This window comes from Devosia litorisediminis, assembly GCF_018334155.1.
Taxonomy (GTDB): domain Bacteria; phylum Pseudomonadota; class Alphaproteobacteria; order Rhizobiales; family Devosiaceae; genus Devosia; species Devosia litorisediminis.
Genome location: NZ_JAGXTP010000001.1, coordinates 756,903 through 774,030, shown reverse-complemented (window position 1 = coordinate 774,030; position 17,128 = coordinate 756,903). Strand labels below are relative to the sequence as shown.

At 61.9% G+C, this 17,128-nt stretch carries 16 protein-coding genes and 1 other RNA gene; 2 read left to right on the top strand and 15 right to left on the bottom strand.

The window, feature by feature from the left end; translation table 11 throughout:
- Positions 1 to 18: 18 nt before the first annotated feature.
- The 12 genes from KD146_RS03680 to katG form a co-directional block, all read right to left on the bottom strand.
- A complete protein-coding gene (locus KD146_RS03680) occupies positions 19 to 987 on the bottom strand; it encodes an NAD(P)-dependent alcohol dehydrogenase (RefSeq protein ID WP_212657387.1) in 969 nt (322 codons plus the stop codon).
- A gap of 37 nt (positions 988 to 1,024) precedes the next feature.
- The gene (locus tag KD146_RS03675; RefSeq protein WP_212657386.1) at positions 1,025 to 1,261 is read right to left on the bottom strand and encodes a helix-turn-helix transcriptional regulator; all 237 of its coding nucleotides are present in this window, start codon (positions 1,259 to 1,261) and stop codon (positions 1,025 to 1,027) included.
- A gap of 4 nt (positions 1,262 to 1,265) precedes the next feature.
- Positions 1,266 to 1,700, bottom strand: coding sequence for a hypothetical protein (locus tag KD146_RS03670; protein ID WP_212657385.1), 435 nt, complete (start codon positions 1,698 to 1,700; stop codon positions 1,266 to 1,268).
- Between the two features lie 216 nt (positions 1,701 to 1,916).
- Entirely contained in the window at positions 1,917 to 3,197 is a 1,281-nt protein-coding gene (locus KD146_RS03665; protein ID WP_212657384.1) for a saccharopine dehydrogenase family protein, read from the bottom strand.
- 44 nt (positions 3,198 to 3,241) lie between these two features.
- Positions 3,242 to 4,342 (bottom strand): carboxynorspermidine decarboxylase, encoded by a 1,101-nt coding sequence (gene nspC / locus KD146_RS03660; RefSeq protein WP_212657383.1) that lies wholly within the window; start codon positions 4,340 to 4,342, stop codon positions 3,242 to 3,244.
- Positions 4,343 to 4,488: 146 nt separating this feature from the next.
- An RNA gene (gene rnpB, locus KD146_RS03655) (RNase P RNA component class A) lies at positions 4,489 to 4,880 on the bottom strand.
- A gap of 46 nt (positions 4,881 to 4,926) precedes the next feature.
- A complete protein-coding gene (locus KD146_RS03650; RefSeq protein WP_269369136.1) occupies positions 4,927 to 5,706 on the bottom strand; it encodes a TerB family tellurite resistance protein in 780 nt (259 codons plus the stop codon).
- An 89-nt stretch (positions 5,707 to 5,795) separates the two neighbouring features.
- A complete protein-coding gene (locus tag KD146_RS03645; protein ID WP_212657382.1) occupies positions 5,796 to 6,560 on the bottom strand; it encodes a hypothetical protein in 765 nt (254 codons plus the stop codon).
- A gap of 188 nt (positions 6,561 to 6,748) precedes the next feature.
- A complete protein-coding gene (gene metF / locus KD146_RS03640) occupies positions 6,749 to 7,648 on the bottom strand; it encodes a methylenetetrahydrofolate reductase [NAD(P)H] (RefSeq protein WP_212657381.1) in 900 nt (299 codons plus the stop codon).
- A gap of 14 nt (positions 7,649 to 7,662) precedes the next feature.
- Positions 7,663 to 8,613: an ArsR/SmtB family transcription factor gene (locus KD146_RS03635; RefSeq protein WP_212657380.1), complete on the bottom strand. Its 951-nt coding sequence runs from the start codon at positions 8,611 to 8,613 to the stop codon at positions 7,663 to 7,665.
- A gap of 150 nt (positions 8,614 to 8,763) precedes the next feature.
- Positions 8,764 to 9,894, bottom strand: coding sequence for a DUF2336 domain-containing protein (locus KD146_RS03630; RefSeq protein ID WP_212657379.1), 1,131 nt, complete (start codon positions 9,892 to 9,894; stop codon positions 8,764 to 8,766).
- A 198-nt stretch (positions 9,895 to 10,092) separates the two neighbouring features.
- On the bottom strand, positions 10,093 to 12,300 hold the full coding sequence (gene katG / locus KD146_RS03625) for a catalase/peroxidase HPI (RefSeq protein ID WP_212657378.1): 2,208 nt from the start codon (positions 12,298 to 12,300) through the stop codon (positions 10,093 to 10,095).
- Between the two features lie 104 nt (positions 12,301 to 12,404).
- On the opposite strand from katG, the gene KD146_RS03620 reads away from it, so the two are divergent.
- Positions 12,405 to 13,307 carry a hydrogen peroxide-inducible genes activator gene (locus tag KD146_RS03620; RefSeq protein ID WP_212657377.1) on the top strand — a complete coding sequence of 301 codons (903 nt, stop codon included), beginning with the start codon at positions 12,405 to 12,407 and terminating at the stop codon, positions 13,305 to 13,307.
- Between the two features lie 172 nt (positions 13,308 to 13,479).
- Positions 13,480 to 13,929, top strand: coding sequence for a host attachment protein (locus tag KD146_RS03615; protein ID WP_212657376.1), 450 nt, complete (start codon positions 13,480 to 13,482; stop codon positions 13,927 to 13,929).
- Positions 13,930 to 14,053: 124 nt separating this feature from the next.
- On the opposite strand, the gene KD146_RS03610 is transcribed toward KD146_RS03615, so the two are convergent.
- The 3 genes from KD146_RS03610 to ettA all read right to left on the bottom strand — a co-directional run bounded on the left by KD146_RS03610 (position 14,054) and on the right by ettA (position 16,958).
- On the bottom strand, positions 14,054 to 14,923 hold the full coding sequence (locus KD146_RS03610) for an alpha/beta fold hydrolase (protein ID WP_212657375.1): 870 nt from the start codon (positions 14,921 to 14,923) through the stop codon (positions 14,054 to 14,056).
- A complete protein-coding gene (locus KD146_RS03605; RefSeq protein WP_212657374.1) occupies positions 14,923 to 15,240 on the bottom strand; it encodes a hypothetical protein in 318 nt (105 codons plus the stop codon). Before KD146_RS03605 ends, KD146_RS03610 begins: the two co-directional genes overlap by 1 nt.
- A gap of 62 nt (positions 15,241 to 15,302) precedes the next feature.
- Positions 15,303 to 16,958: an energy-dependent translational throttle protein EttA gene (gene ettA / locus KD146_RS03600; protein ID WP_212657373.1), complete on the bottom strand. Its 1,656-nt coding sequence runs from the start codon at positions 16,956 to 16,958 to the stop codon at positions 15,303 to 15,305.
- Positions 16,959 to 17,128 lie beyond the last annotated feature (170 nt).

The following is a 17,128-nucleotide window of genomic DNA, read 5'->3' as shown; positions in this document are numbered from 1 at the left end:
GCGCGCTCCGGCGCCAATTCACATCGTCACCAGAACATCACCGGCCTTGGTTTCGCTATCGACATAGCGATGCGCCTCGACAATCGCGGCCAGCGCGAAGCGGCGATCAATCACCGGCCGCACTGCGCCCGCTGCCAGAAGATCATTGAGTACTTCGAGATCCTTGAGCTTGTCAGCCTCAGGCCGCAGACCCGTAGTGGCCAGCTTGGCGCGCTTGGGCCCCTTGCGGGTGGCCAGCATGTCCCACAGAATGCCAAAGCTCATCACTGTGCTCAGATAGATCCCGTCAGCCTTGAGCGCATCGCGGCTTTTGGCAAAACTCGACTTGCCCACCGCGTCAAAGATCACGTCATAGGCCGCGCGCGCCGTGGTGAAATCACGCCGGGTCCGGTCAATCACGTGATCCGCCCCCAGCGCCTGCACCATCTCGGCGTTGCGCCCGCTGACGACGGCCGTCACTTCGGCTCCGAAATGCTTGGCAAGTTGCACCGCCACCGCGCCAATGCTGCCCGCAGCGCCGTTGATCAGCACCTTGCTGCCGGGTCTCACCTGCCCCTCATCGCGGATGAACGGCATGGCCGTCAGATAGCCCGAGGCCAGCCCGGCCAGCGGCGCGAGTTCGACGCCGTCAGGCGCAAGCACTATGGCACCGTCCTGCTTGACCCGGACGTATTCTGCCATGCCGCCAAGATTGGGCCCCACCGAGCCATAGACTGCATCGCCGATCTTGAACCGCGTTACCTTGCTGCCCACCGCATCGACCACGCCGGCAATCGCATCGCCCAGAATGGTCATTCTGGGCCGGAACAATCCGCCAAACAGCCGGATGATCACCGGATCGGCCTTGCGGAAGGCGCTGTCAGCGAGCGTCACCGTGGTGGCGACCACCCGCACCAGAATTTCATCCTCCTGCGGCACCGGCTTGGCGATGTCGCGCACTTCAATAACCTCGGGGCCGCCATAGCGGCTCTGCATTGCAGCTTTCATGGTTCTGACTCTTCTCAATATCTGTGTCGGTTCGGCCCTAGGCCGCAGGTCCATCTGGCGGCGCCCACTGAAACACCTGATCCAGCGGCACCGCGAAGGCTGCCGCGATCCGGAAGGCCACCTCCAGCGAGGGCGAATAGCGACCCTGCTCGATGGCCACGATGGTCTGGCGCGTCACCCCGACCTTTTCCGCCAGCGCTGCCTGGGTCATTTCCCCGGCATGAAAGCGCAGCGTGCGGATTGTGTTGGTGATGCTTGGCTGTCCCTTACCCATGGTGTCAGCCGATCCGGTAATAGACGAGCTCGGAAATGGCATTGACGGTGCCGCCCAGCAGCGGCGCAAAGAACAGCCCGTAAACCGCCAGCGTCACGTCAGCGCCCATGGCCAGCGGGATCAGCAGCAGCGCTGCCGCAATCGAGGTGGCAAAGCCGCTATTGCGCTGGCTGCGCGCCGAAATCGACGCATCGCGCTCGTCACTTGGCTCATCCCTGAATTCGCTGCGCTGGATGATCGAAATGACAATCGTCGCCAGGATCGCCCCGACAATATTGAAGACCACCAGCCCGCCAACGGCCCACAGCATCTTGACGGCCACGCTGGCCGCGCTGGCATCCACCAGCCCGCCATTGGCCGCATCCCAACCCAGCCAGCCCACGACCAGCGCCACTCCAGCCAATTGCACACCGGCCATCATCTCTTTGTACGACATCATCTTGCCCACCTTAGTGTCATGTAAGTTGGCCTCTATGTATGTCTAAACCGACACCATGTCAACTATTTCATATATTAAGTCGTAAAAAAACGCCTTAACGTCGGACAAAGACGACACGTCGGGCACTAAGTCCTTGTTTCAAAAGTAGATCCAGAAACAAAAAAACGGCCGGGGTTTCCCCCGGCCGCTTCATCATGCACTGAACCCTGCCCCGCCTCAGGCGCGGGACTTGGTCTTTTGCCGTTCGGTGCGGAACTCGGCCGGATCGAACGCGCGGTCGCCCTTGGCGTCGCGCAGGCGGGTGGGCAGGCCCATCTCACCGATCAGTTCGATGAAGGGCAGCGGTGGCAACTCTTCGATATTGGCCATGTGGTGGCAATCCCATACGCCCTTGGCGATCAGGATCGCGGCGGCCACCACCGGCACGCCGGCCGTATAGGAGATCGCCTGGCTATTGGTCTCGGCATAGGTCTCTTCGTGGTCACAGATATTGTAGACCAGCAGCTCCGCCGCTTCGCCGTCGCGCTCGCCAACGATCAGATCGCCGATAAAAGTCTTGCCGGCATAATCGGGCGCCAGCGACACCGGATCGGGCAGCACCGCCTTGACCACCTTGAGCGGCACAATCTCGACGCCCTCGGCAGTGGTCACCGGCTGCTCGGACAGCAGGCCAAGGTTCTTGAGCACCGTGAACACATTGATGTAGTGCTCGCCAAAACCCATCCAGAACCGGATATCGGGCACATCCAGATTGGCCGAGAGCGAGTGGATTTCGTCATGGCCGGTCAGATAGGTAGTGTGGTTGCCCACCACCGGCAGATCGTCGGTTCGGTTGACCTCGAACATCGCATTGGCGGTCCACTGGCTGTTCTGCCAGCTCCACACCGTGCCGGTGAATTCGCGGAAATTGATCTCGGGATCGAAATTGGTCGCGAAATAGCGTCCATGGCTGCCCGCATTGACGTCGATGATATCGATGCTGGCGATGGAGTCGAAATAGTGCCGGGCCGCCATCGCCGCATAGGCATTGACCACACCGGGATCAAAGCCGGCACCCAGAATGGCGGTGACGCCCTTGCGCTCGCAGCTGTCGCGGTGTTTCCACTCGTAATTGCCATACCAGGGTGGCGTTTCGCAGATCTTGCCGGGCTCTTCGTGAATGGCCGTGTCGATATAGGCAGCCCCGGTTTCCACGCAGGCCTGCAACACGCTCATGTTCAGAAAAGCCGAGCCGGCATTGATGACAATCTGGCTCTTGGTCTGGGCGATCAGTGCCTTGGTGGCCGCGACATCGAGCGCGTCCAGGGCGTGGGCGGCCAGAACGCCCGGGCGCTTGAGCGCCTTTTTGTCCAGAATGCCGGCGATGATCGCCTCGCATTTCGAGACGGTGCGGGAGGCAATATGGATGTCCCCCAGCACGTCGTTGTGCATTGCAGCTTTAAAGGCGGCGACCTGCGCCACACCTCCGGCACCGATGATCAAAACGTTCTTTTTCAATTGGCACGAAACACCTTTTCAAGGGGAATAGGATCAGCGCTTTCTCAGGAAAGGCTGGCGACGTAGTCGGCATAATCGAAGGCCCGTATGGTCTCGATATGGCCATTCTGGCGGCGAATGGCGATGGCCGGCATGCCCACCCCATTGAACCAGTTCTTCTTGACCATTGTATACCCCCCCGCATTGAGCAGGGAGATGCGGTCACCAATGGCCAGCGGCGCGGGGAAGCTGAACTCCCCGAACACATCACCGGCTAGACAGGATTTGCCCGCCACGAAATAGCTGTGCGGCCCCGCATTGGGTGCCACATTGGCGCTCTCGCGATAGACCAGCAGGTCGAGCATGTGCGCCTCCACGGCGCTGTCGACGATAGCAACGGGCTTGCCGTTCTCAATGATGTCGAGCACGCTGACTTCAAGCGTGGTGGTATCGGTCACCACGGTATCGCCGGGCTCAAGATACACCTGTACGCCAAACTTCTCGGCAAACGCCTTGAGCCGCCCGGCCAGCTGATCGATCGGGTAGCCCTCCTTGGTGAAGTGAATACCGCCCCCCAGGCTGACCCAGTCCAGCCGAGTCAGCAGAGCGCCAAGCCGCTCTTCGATCTGGTCAAGCAGCGCCGAAAACGCACTGACCGAGTCATTCTCGCAATTGCAGTGCAGCATGAAGCCGCTGACGCGATCCATCACGCTTTCAATGCGCGCCAGCTCGGTTTCGCCCAACCGGCTAAAGGGGCGCGCCGGGTCGGCCAGATCGAAATGGGAATGGCTGACGCCCGGATTGACCCGCAGCCCGATCGGCAGATGACTTGCCTTGGCTGCGAACCGCTCAAGCTGATTGGCCGAATTGAAGATGATCTTGTCGGCATGGCTGATCACATCGTCGATCTCGCCATCCGAATAGGCCACCGAATAGGCATGGGTTTCGCCGCCGAACTTTTCGCGGCCCAGCCGCACTTCATTCAGCGAGGACGAGGTCGTGCCATCCATGTGCGGGGAGATCTGCGCAAAGGTCGACCAGGTGGCAAAGCACTTCAGCGCCAGCAGGCATTTGGCGCCCGAGGCAGCGCGCAGCTGGTCGATCCGCGCCAGATTGCGCGCCAGTGCGGTTTCGTCGATCAGATAATAGGGGGTAGCCAGGGGCATCGCGCGTACCGAACTCTTTGAAGCGTGTGCCCGCCAGGAAGTACGGCGGAATGCGAAGGCGCTCATGTAGCCAGCCTGCCGCCAACACGCAAGAGGCGCGGCGGGAACCCTGACATGCGCAGGCCGCGTATTCCGATCAGAAGGTAAACGCCAGTTGACCTATAAGCCGGGTTCTGTAGGGCACGTGCCCGAAGGCGCGTACGTGGTGACCATTCATCTGCGACGCCTGTTACCAGACGCCTCGTGCAACCAACCCGGATGATCTGGCCTCAAAACCGGCTGGGGTCGAAACCCCGCGTCATCCCTATTTGGTCTTGCTCCCGGTGGGGTTTACCGTGCGGTCTCCATTGCTGGACACCCGGTGCGCTCTTACCGCACCCTTTCACCCTTACCGTGCCGAGGCACGGCGGTATACTTTCTGTGGCACTTTCCCTGAGGTCGCCCTCGCCGGCCATTAACCGGCACCGTGTTTCGATGGAGCCCGGACTTTCCTCCAGCAGCAGGTTACCCCACTGCCAGCGGCCACCCGGTCAACTGGCTGGCGTGGTGTAGAGAGGTATGGGCCACCCCGTCAAGTCAGCGGTCTAGGCCGAGGTCAGCAGCGGCTGCGCCACCGGCTTGGTCAGCGCCTGATAGGCCAGGTTGATCGACTTCATCCGGGCCGTGGCCACATCGATCAGTTCTTCGGGTACACCACGGGCAATCAGCCGGTCGGGATGATGCTCGGATACCAGCAGGCGATAGACCCGCTTGACCTCGTGATCGGGCGCATTGGGCGACAGCCCCAGCACGGCATAGGGGTCCACCCCCGCTTCAAGCCGGACATGCTGGCTGGCCATCTGCTCGAAGCGCACCTCGTCAAACCCGAAAATGTCGCTGACCGACTTCAGATAGTCCAGCTCGGCCGGATGCACCACGCCATCGGCAGTGGCGATGAAGAACAGGCTGTCGAGCACATGCTCCAGCGTTTCAGGACTATCGGCAAAAAAGCGCCGGACCTTGCGCGCATAGGTATCAAACCCCGCCACATCCTGCTTGGCCAGGTTGAACACCCGCTGCACGGCCTCTTCATTGCCCTCGGCGATTTCTGCGGTAGCGCGGAAGGCGCGCTCTTCGGAAGCCGTGACAATGCCATCCGAGACCGCCATCTTGGCCGCCAGCGCGATCAGGGCCAGCGTAAACGCCGCATCGCGCCCACCCGGCAACCAGGTATCGGGGTCGAGCGCATTGATCAGCGATCCGGCCAGACCGGTGCGCTGACTGAACGAACCGACAAAGTCCGACAGCCGCTGCCACATCTGGGATTTTACTTCGGCTTTGCGCAGGCACTGCAACACGGGGGCATCGCCTTTCGTGAATGTCACGGACGGACAGGGTCCGGCGCGACTAGGTTACTAACAATAACCGGTCCCGACCGCCGGGTCCACCGCCACACACGCATGGCCGATCTACGCTAGTTGGCAAACGGGAAATAGAATTCGTCTGCCGGTCCAATCAGGCGATCTCTTTGCCGTGCCCGGTTGGGGCCCTCATCAAGAAAGAACCCATCGGGATCATAGCCGGGGTCCACCTGACCGGCCGCCTGACGCTTTGCCAGAAATTCCGATAGCGGCCCGCTTTCCCAGTCTTCCAGATCGCGTGCCGTGACCGCTGCAGGCGGCGTCACGCTGGCTGGAATGACCACCTGCGGCGCGTTATTGGTATAGGTCACCGTGGCGGTGCTGCGCGGCTCTGGCCGCATCGAGAGCGGCATTGGCATCGGGGCAACCCGCGCTGGCGGCAGCGCCGCCACGTCAATCGGATCGATCTCGGCGTCAATCACCAGCGGTGCCTCGGCAGGTGCTTTCTCCTGCACGCGCGGCGCCGCGCTGTCCCCACCGGTAATATAGCTGGGCAGCGGCTTGCCGGTGCTCAGATAGCCATCGACCACATCGCCGCTCTTGGCTGTCGTGGCCACCACGGCAGGCGTAGCAGGCTTGGCTGGCGTAACCGGGGCCACAGGGGTCGGCTTTGCCGCAATTTCGGCCACCGGCCGTGTAGCAGGTTGCGGTGCCACAGGCGCCGGCACTGCGGGCTCGGGCGCCAATGCCGCAACCTGCGCGCCTGGCGTACGCTCTGCCATAAACTGGGCGCTGACCACGTCAGCCACCGGAATACCGATAACCAGAACCACCCCGGCCCAGGCCAGGCCATTGGTAATGCGACGATCGATCTGCATGCTGTTACGTCCCGTAATGCGGTTCGCCCCTAGCGGTGAAGGAGCGCGGTTTCGTGGCCATTTTATGAAGGCGCCACACTGTCTCAATGCAGCCCGTCATCTGAACCGGGTCTGAATGACGCTTTTCAGACCGTAAAACCGGCGGGCGGCGGCTTCATGCCACCGCCTTGCCGCCAAAGCAAGGGCACTCAGGCCACAGGACGACGTCCCAGAATACGCGCCAGCGCCAGAGCCAGTGGCGAGCGGTTATGGGTATAGATGTGGAACTCGGTCACGCCCTCATCCAGCAGCTCGGTAACCTGCTCTGCTGCAACGGCCGATGCCACCAGCGCATGGGTCTCGGGCTCGTCATCAAGCCCGTCAAACCGCTCAGCCAGCCACGCTGGAATTGAGGTCCCGCAGCGACCCGCAAAACTGGAAATCTGCTTGAAGCTGTGGATCGGCTGGATGCCTGGCACGATCGGCGCGGTAATACCCGCAGCCCGCGCCCGCTCGAGATAGCGCAGGTAGTCGCCATTGGAGAAGAACATCTGCGTGATGGCGCGGTCGGCACCACCATCCAGCTTGCGCTTGAGATTGTCGATCTCGACGTCCCAGCTTTCGCTTTGCGGGTGCTTTTCGGGATAGGCGGCGACCGAAATATCGAAATCTCCAATGCGCCGAATGCCTGCCACCAGATCGGCGGCATTCTGATAGCCTTCCGGATGAGGCGTGAACGGCTGGCCAACGCCCTCTGGTGGATCGCCACGCAGCGCGACAATGCGGTTGATGCCCGCCGCTTGATAGCCGCGCACCACCGCGTCCACTTCGTCGCGCGAGGCGCCGACGCAGGTCAAGTGCGCCGCCGCATCCACACCGGTATCTTTCTTGATCGAGCTGACCATGCGCAGTGTCCGCTCGCGGGTGGTACCGCCAGCGCCATAAGTCACCGAGACAAAGCGCGGCTTGAGTGGCGCCAGCTTGTGCACGCTGTCCCAGAAGCGCTCTTCCATTGCGTCATTCTTGGGCGGAAAAAACTCAAACGAGATCTGCAGTTCCGGGCGCTGATCCGCGGTCTGCCGACTGGCCCGCACATTATCGTCGATCATCAAACTTGCTCCGTTCAGGTCTTGTCGCTGAGGCGCCAGAGGCAGACCGTCAAGCCACGTTCAGTGTTCTCGCTGGGGAATTCCTGCGCGCTCTGCACGCTCAGCCCGGCCGCCATCGCCCAGCCGCGCATTTGTTCGTCCGACAGCCCCAGCCGCCGATGCGCATGCTCGCTGCGCAAAAACTCCAGATCATGCGGGGCGAAGTCCACGATGAGCATGTCGCCGCCCGGCTTGAGCAGGCGTCGCGCCTGCGCCAGCATGCGGCCCGGATCGTCGAAATAGTGCAGCACCTGGTGGATCACCACCACATCGGCCAGTCCCACCGACACATCCAGATCGCCAATATCGCCAAGCCGCACCTGCGCATGGCCAATGCCCGCACTGCCCAGCCGGGCGCGGGCAACGGCCAGCATCTCGCGGCTGGAATCGAGCCCCACGCCGCGCTTGTAGCGATCGGCGAGCACTTCAAGCATGCGCCCCGTGCCGGTACCCAGATCAATCAGGGTATCGACCTGTCGGCCATCGAGCGCCGCGACCACCGCCGACTCCACCGCCTCCTCAGGCACCTGCAGCGTCTTGAGCAGATCCCAGCTGCTGGCCACAGTGTCGAAATATTCGTTGGCCTGCGCCTGCTGACTGGCACGCACGGCTGCCTGCCGTTCGATATCGCGGCGACGATCCCCATCGGCATCATCGAGCCGGGCGATCAGCCAGCGGGCCAGATCGGCACCATCGCCATCCTGAGCCAGCCCGTAATAGGCCCAGGCGCCTTCAGCATTGCGCCGCACCAGTCCGGCATCCGCCAACAGCTTGAGGTGGCGCGACACGCGCGGCTGGCTCTGCTTGAGGATTTCGGTAAGGTCCTTGACCGAATGGTCGCCATCAGCCAGCAATGCCAATAGGCGCACCCGGGTCCCCTCACCCGCCGCCTTCAACACCCCAACCAGTTCCGACAACTCAGCCAACGCACCCTCGCAAAGATATAAAGATGTCTTTATATCCGGTTTGCGGGGCAGGTCCAGCGGGAATTGCGATCAACCGCTATCGTGTTGAAAACAAATCACCCCCAGGCAAGCCCGGGGGTGAAGTTATGTCCGTGCATGGGGACAGTGAAACTAGGCGCTGGCGGCCATACGCTCTTCGGTGGCGGCCCGCTTGCGGAACGAATGCGCGCGCCACAGCTCAAAGATATTGGCCGCTTCTTCGCGCTCAATGGCCTCGAACCGGCTCACCACCATCTTGGTGTCCTGCGTCGTGGGCAGATCGCGCCACGGCATGGTCGCAAAGATCGCCTCGAACAGGTCGGGCGCCAGACCCGCTGCCCGCAGGGCGATGGTCATGGCCACATAGTCCTGGCTGGCGAGCCATTTGACGAACACTTCGGGCTTCACCTGCAGGATCACGGTCAGCGCTGCGGCCGAGTGATGGCCGTAGCCAAACCGGGCAAACCGCGCCAGGGCACGCTCATTGAGTTGCTTGCGATCGCTCAGCGCCTTGACCTGATTATAGGCCACCTTCCACTCAGTCGACGAGAAGCCGGCGCGGTTGCGCATGCGGTTATAGACGACCGCATTGACCTTGCCGACCGTGACCGGATCGACGCCACGGTTCATCTCGCCCAGTGTTTCGAGCACCTTGGAGGCGACATCGTCAATTTCACCACGCAGCGAAGCCCAGTCGATATCGGTGCGACCACGCAGATCGGCAGCGATCTCGACATCCTTGGCCGCGCGCTCAACCAGCTTTTCCAGCGTCGCCTTGTGCAACTCGGCATTGGTATTGCGCACCAGACGCACCACCGAGCCGGTCTGGCCATGGTCGACAATGGCATCACCAACCCGCTCAGCTACCTTGTGGCGGCTGGCAATGGCTTCGCGATGCTGGTCGGATTGATGGGTGATGATGTCGATAAGATCATCATCGGAAAGTACCTTGGAGAACTGCAGCAGCGGCCTGGCGACTTCAATGTCGTCATTGGCCAGCTTGACCACCACCGTACCCGGCGCCCGGTCAAGCGGCGCCAGAAGGCTGGCGACATGGGCCCGCGCTTCAATCTCGACAAATTCGGCGAGCTGACACAGCACTTCGTCATACTGGGCGACCTGCTCATCATCGCACCGGTCCGAAACATAGCTGAACAGCTCAGCCATATTGCGGAACAGGTCTTCGCGCTCGGAGTGGTTGCCTTCGCCATTCAGAACCCGAAAGCTCGAAAACGCCCGCTGCCCTTGATCAAGCTCGCTCATCGTCAGTCTCCCGGCTTCTGCCGTCAATAACACTGCGACGATGGACTCTCATCTTTTGCAGGCACTGAAGTCCGAGCCCCGCTATTGATTCAAATTGTAACGGTCTGCACGGGGCGCGCAAAGAGCCCCGGCAGGTTTCCCGGCCGGGGCTGATTTGGTTGGGGTCGTGTCCAGACAGCCTGCGCTGCCCCCGAACGCCTAGTTCACGAACAGATCGGCGTTCATCACCTTGGTCCAGGCGGCGACGAAATCCTTGGCGAATTTTTCGCGCGCATCGAACTGGGCGTAGACTTCAGCCACGGCACGCAGTTGCGAGTGCGACCCAAAGATCAGATCGACACGCGTACCGGTCCACTTGGCTTCGCCCGACTTGCGGTCGAACCCTTCATAGATCCCGTCTTCATCGGCCTTTGGCTCCCACCGCGTGCCCATATCGAGCAGGTTGAGGAAGAAGTCATTGGTCAGCGTGCCCGGATTATTGGTGAACACGCCATGCTGGGCATTGTCGTAATTGGCACCCAGCACACGCAGACCACCCACCAGCACCGTCATCTCGGGTGCTGTCAAACGCAGCAACTGCGCCTTGTCGACCAGCGATTCTTCGGGCTCCATGAACTGGCGACCGCTCAGATAATTGCGGAAACCGTCCGCCCGTGGCTTGAGCGCCTCGAACGAATGCGCATCAGTCTGCTCCTGCGAAGCATCCATGCGGCCAACCGTGACCGGCACATCCGCTGCAATCCCGGCCGCCTTGGCTGCCTGTTCGACAGCGGCACTGCCGGCCAGCACGATCAGATCGGCCAGCGAAACCTTCTTGTTGCCAGTCTGCGCACCATTGAAGTCCTGCTGGATCGCCTCGAGCGCGGCCAGCACCTTGCCCAGCTGGGCAGGCTGGTTGACCTCCCAATCCTTCTGCGGCGCCAGCCGAACGCGGGCACCATTGGCACCACCGCGTTTGTCCGAACCCCGGAAAGTCGAGGCCGATGCCCAGGCGGTCGAGACCAGCTCGGCAATCGACAGACCGCTGGCCAGCACCTTGGATTTGAGCGCGGCAATATCGCTGTCATTGATCAACTCGTGATCAACGGCGGGGATCGGGTCCTGCCAGATCAGCTCTTCGGATGGCACTTCAGGGCCCAGATAGCGCACCTTGGGGCCCATATCGCGGTGGGTCAGCTTGAACCAGGCACGCGCGAACGCATCGGCGAACTCGTCCGGATTCTCGTAGAAGCGACGCGAGATCTTTTCGTAGGCAGGATCAACGCGCAGGGCCAGATCCGAGGTCAGCATGGTCGGCAGCTTCTTCTTGTTCGGATCAAACGCGTCGGGCACGGATGGCTCGGCGTTCTTGGCCACCCACTGCTTGGCGCCAGCGGGGCTCTCGGTCAGCTCCCACTCATAGCCGAACAGATTGTCAAAGAAGTGGTTGCTCCACTGCGTCGGCGTCTGCGACCAGGTCACTTCGGGACCACCTGTAATGGCGTCGGCGCCCATGCCGCTTCCATGCGTGCTGGTCCAGCCAAAACCCTGCTTGGACAGATCTTCGCCCTCGGGCTCGGGACCGATCAGCGACGGATCGCCCGCGCCATGGGTCTTGCCGAAGGTGTGACCGCCAGCGATCAGCGCCACGGTCTCTTCGTCATTCATTGCCATGCGGGCAAAGGTCTCGCGAATGTCGCGAGCCGATGCCAGCGCATCCGGATTGCCGTTCGGGCCTTCGGGATTGACGTAGATCAGACCCATCTGCACCGCGCCCAGTGGCTCGGACAGCTGGCGCTCGCCGCTATAGCGCTCGTCACCCAGCCAGGTTCCTTCAGGGCCCCAGTACAGCTCCTCTGGCTCCCACACATCGGCGCGACCGCCGGCAAAGCCGAAAGTCTTGAAGCCCATCGACTCCAGCGCGACATTGCCCGTGAGCACCATCAGATCGGCCCAGGACAGCTTGTTGCCGTACTTCTGCTTGATCGGCCAGATCAGCCGACGCGCCTTGTCCAGATTGGCATTGTCAGGCCAGCTATTGAGCGGCGCAAAGCGCTGCTGCCCAGCCCCGGCGCCGCCACGACCATCGGTGATGCGATAGGTGCCCGCGCTGTGCCAGGCCATGCGGATGAACAGGCCGCCATAATGGCCAAAGTCGGCTGGCCACCAATCCTGCGAGTCGGTCATCAGCGCATGCAGGTCTTTCTTGACCGCTTCGAGATCAAGCGTCTTGAACGCTTCGGCATAACTGAACTCGGGGCCGAGCGGGTCGGACAACGCAGAGTTGTTGTGCAGGACCTGGACGTCAAGCTGCTTGGGCCACCAGTCACGATTGCGGCGGGCGCCGCCGCCCTTGCGACCGCCGTCACCGGACTGGCCGTGTGCAACTGGGCATTCGCCCGCGCTGGAAGAAGTTGTTTCGGTCATGTGGCGCTCCCTGTAACCGTTCTAAACTTTGATCAGCTTTGTGACGCAGCCATGTCCATTAGGCAAATTGATTGATCCACTAACTATGATAAGCTGCACCTATCATGAACTTCACTCTCAAACAGATGCGCTATGTCGCTGCCGTCGCCGATACCGGCCATTTTGGCCGGGCGGCCGCCGCTTGCAATATCAGCCAGCCCGCCTTGAGCCAGCAAATCGCCGCCGTCGAGACGCTCTGCGGCACCCCCTTGTTTGATCGGCTCAAGGGCGGCGCGCGACTTACCCCGTTCGGCAGTGAATTTGTCGCGCGCGCCCGCACCCTGCTCGAAGGCGCCGACGCACTTGCCGGCTTTGCCATGGGCCATGCCGGGCGGCCCGAACGCGCCATCCGCTTCGGCCTGATCCCCACCGTGGCGCCCTATCTGCTGCCCGAAATCTTCCCGGCGCTGCAGGCCAGCCTGCCCAAGCTCGATTTCACCGTCAGCGAGAACCGCACCGATGCCCTGCTCGCCGGTCTGGTTGATGGCAGCATCGACATTGCCCTGATCGCCACCGACCCGCCCGACAGGGGCCCCCGCCTGATCAGTGCCCCCTTGTTCGAAGATCGCTTCGTGCTGGCCACCAGCCGCAGCGAGGTTACCGCCGAACCTGCCTCGCTCAATGGCCTGTCACCCGAGCGCATCCTGCTGCTCGATGAAGGCCATTGCTTTCGCGACCAGACCATTGCCGCCTGTCGGCTGGAGAGCGATACGGGCCCGCGCACCTTTGCGGCCACCTCGCTCTCCACCATCGTCGAATTCGTCGCCAATGGTCAGGGCGTTACGCTGCTGCCCCAGATCGCTGTGCGCAAGGAAGCAACCGATGCGCGCATCGCTATCCACCAATTGGGCACCCCCGGCGCCGAGCGCCTGCTCCGTCTGGTCTGGCGCGAAGCCACCCCGTTTGGGCCGACCTTTGAGCGCATCGCCAGCGTGATCCGCGATACCCGCCGCGCCAGCGCGGCATAAAAAAGCACTGTCGTTCAAACACTCGCCCGAATTGAGCCGCAGCATCACCCGATCCAAGTTTGTGCTCCCTGCCATCTTGCAAAGCCAGGTGCAGGGGCCGACCTTTGGTGTGCAGGCATCTCGATGCCTGCAGGCACATGCCAATCCGACGATCCACCAGCAGGAGTTCATCATGAAGAAAACTGTCACCTGGGTATTGATTGCAGACGGCGCGCAGGCCCGAGTTCTCGAGAACACCGGGCCGGGCAAGGGACTTCAGCAGGTTCAGGGACAGGATTGGGCCATGCCCAACATGCAGGCGCAGGACATTCAGGCCGACAAGCCTGGCCGCAGCTTCTCCTCGAGCGGTTCAGGCCGCAGCGCCATGGAGCCCCGCACCGATCCGGTGGAACATCGTGAGACCGAATTCGTCAAATCACTGGCCACCAATCTCGACCGCAAATTGCAGGACGGTGCCTTTGACCGGCTGATCATCGTTGCCGCTCCGATCGCCCTGGGCGACATCCGCAAGGCCATCTCGCCCAATGTCAAAAAGACCGTGATGGCCGAACTGGACAAGGATCTGACCAATCTGCCCACCGCGCAACTGACCCAGCATCTCAACGGCGTCATCGCCCTCTGATTGCCTCGATAAATCAACGCACTAAACAGAAAAGCCGATTCAACGCGCCACGCAGTTGAATCGGCTTCTCAATATGTTGAATCAGCGTGCGAGGAAGGGCTCCAACGGGAACCCATACCGCAGGCTAAATGTCTGACTCGTCGTCATCTTCTGCGCTGCCGCTGCCCTCGATCGCGTCAAGAAACTGCAGGATCATGGAATTGACCAGATCGGGCCGCTCCAGGCTCGGAATATGCGCCACATCCTCGAGCACGGCGGCAAAGGCGTTCGGCATTTCTTCGGACAGATATTCGTGCCGGTCGATCAGTGTGGTGAAATCCTGATCCCCCACCAGCAGCAGGCTGGGCGCGGCGACTTCACTCATTCGGTGCCAGGCGCTGGGTCGCTGTTCGTCCTGCGACAGGTCCGGTTTGCTCAGCGCCAGCGCGTTCATCTCGAGGAACAGCTTGCGCGCTTCTCCCCCGACCCGGCCGCTCTGCCCACGCGGCCCGTCGAGCCATTCATGGGCCTGAACCTTGTTGAGCATCTCCAGATCGCCGCGCTCGAACGCGTCCTCTTCGGCCGCCTCGATCATGGCTTCGGCTTCAGTCGAATTCCACGGCGCGCCGGTGACCGACGTGCCGATCAGCACCAGACCAATCACCCGACCGGGATGGCGCAGCGCGAAATCCAGCGCCAGACCACCGCCCAGCGAACAACCGACAAACACCGCGGCATGGATATCGAGCGCTTCGAGCAGCGCTTCAAGATCATCAACATGGTTGAAGGCTTCGTCGGGGCTGGTGGTCTCACCATAGCCGCGCCGGTCATAGGCAATCGCGTGCCAACCAATATCGGCAACCGCGACCATCTGCCGGGCCCACATCCGCTTGTCGCAGACCCCGGCATGCAGAAACACCACCGGCAAGCCTTCGCCGGTTTCCACCCCTGCCAGAGTGGCGCCGCCCACTTCAAGCGCGAACGGCTCGAAGGCCTCCGGCAGATCGGCGCTCATTATTGGGCGACCAGCGCACAGAACGAGAAATCGTCCTTGCCGCCTACCCAGCAACCCGGCGCATCCACCGCAGCCGTCATCAGACCGAGTTCGACCGGATAGGTGCCCGCCCCGGCATCTACCGGCGTCAGATAGCCCAGCCCTTCGCCCTCACCCACCAGGGCAAAGGCAAACACCTGACCATCGGGCAAGCCGAAGGTTAGCCCGCCGCCGTCGCGCGACAGTTCGCAATCATACGTCCCGAACCCAGTCACCGTGCATTGCGCCGGTTCGGCCACCGCAACACCAGCCAAAACGGCCCAAACCAGGCCGGCCACTACAAGTCTCATATTGCCCCCACAGCAAAGAGCGGGCGCTGTGCCCGCTCAAAGTCATCGTCTTAACGCGTCAGCGGCTTGTATGTCGCGCGCTTTGGGTTGACCGCATCCGCGCCCAGGCGACGGATCTTGTCAGCTTCATAGTCGGCAAAGTTGCCTTCGAACCATTCCACGTGGCTGTTGCCCTCAAACGCCAGCATGTGCGTGGCCAGACGGTCAAGGAACATGCGATCATGGCTGATGATGATGGCGCAGCCGGCGAATTCCTCGAGCGCCTCTTCCAGCGCGGCCAGGGTCTCGGTGTCCAGATCGTTGGTGGGCTCATCGAGCAGCAGCACGTTCGAGCCGCTCTTGAGCATCTTGGCCAGATGCACGCGATTGCGCTGACCACCCGAGAGATTGCCGACCTTCTGCTGCTGATCGCCACCCTTGAAGTTGAACGAGGACGTATAGGCACGCGAATTCACTTCGCGCTTGCCCAGCAACAGGATTTCATCGCCTTCCGAGATTTCTTCCCAGACGGTCTTGTTGGGATCAAGGCTGTCGCGGCTCTGGTCGACATAGCCCATCTTGACGGTCTCGGCGACGGTCACCGTGCCGGTGTCTGGCGTCTCCTGCCCGGTCATCATGCGGAACAGCGTGGTCTTGCCCGCGCCATTGGGACCGATGATCCCCACAATGCCGCCCGGTGGCACTTTGAAGCTGAGATTGTCGATCAGCAGGCGGTCGCCATAGGACTTGGACAGCCCTTCGATATCAATCACGTTATTGCCCAGCCGCTCGCCAGCCGGAATAACGATCTGCGCCGTCGAGGACTGCGTACGGGCCTCGTTGACCTTGACCAGTTCTTCGTAGGATTTCAGACGCGCCTTGGACTTGGACTGCCGCGCCTGTGGGCTCTGGCCCATCCATTCGCGTTCGCGTTCCAGCACCTTGGCGCGCGCTGCGTCTTCGCTCTTTTCCTGCGCAAAGCGCTTTGCCTTGGCTGTCAGATAGGCCGAGTAATTGCCTTCATACGGCACGCCACGACCGCGATCGAGCTCCAGGATCCAGCCCGTCACATTGTCGAGGAAGTAGCGGTCATGGGTGATGATCAGCACGGCACCCGCGAATTCACGCAGGTGGCGTTCCAGCCAGGCCGTGGTCTCGGCGTCCAGATGGTTGGTTGGCTCATCGAGCAGCAACAGGTCGGGCTTGCTCAGCAGCAGCGCGCACAGCGCCACGCGGCGGCGTTCGCCGCCTGACAGCTTGGTCACATCGGCATCGCCGGGAGGGCAGCCCAGCGCTTCCATGGCCACCTCGACCTGGCTTTCCAGATCCCACAGGTTTTCCGCGTCGATCTGGTCCTGCAGCTTGCTGGCCTCATCGGCGGTCTCGTCGGAATAGTCCATCATCAGTTCGTTGTAACGATCGACAATGGCCTTCTTCTCTTTGACGCCCGTCATCACATTGCCCAGCACGTTCAGCGCCGGATCAAGCTCGGGTTCCTGGCTCAGATAGCCGATCTTGGCGCCGTCAGCGACCCAGGCTTCGCCCTGGAATTCCTTGTCGATGCCGGCCATGATCTTGAGCAGGGTCGACTTGCCCGACCCGTTGGGGCCCAGCACACCGATCTTGGCATCGGGGTAGAAGGAGAGGCGGATATTGTCCAAAACCTTCTTGCCGCCGGCATAGGCTTTGGACATTCCGTCCATGTGATAGATGAATTGGCGTGCCATGTGGCGCTGTCCTCGGCAATGGGAGATTTTGTGCCGTATGTAGGGGATGGCGCGGCCGAGAGCAACATGCCGCCGCACTCTCGCCGCATCCATCCCATTACCTCACCGCGCCAACCAATATTGCGCCCCGCCCGGCGGTTTCCCGACCGCCCCCACGCGCCTACAACACC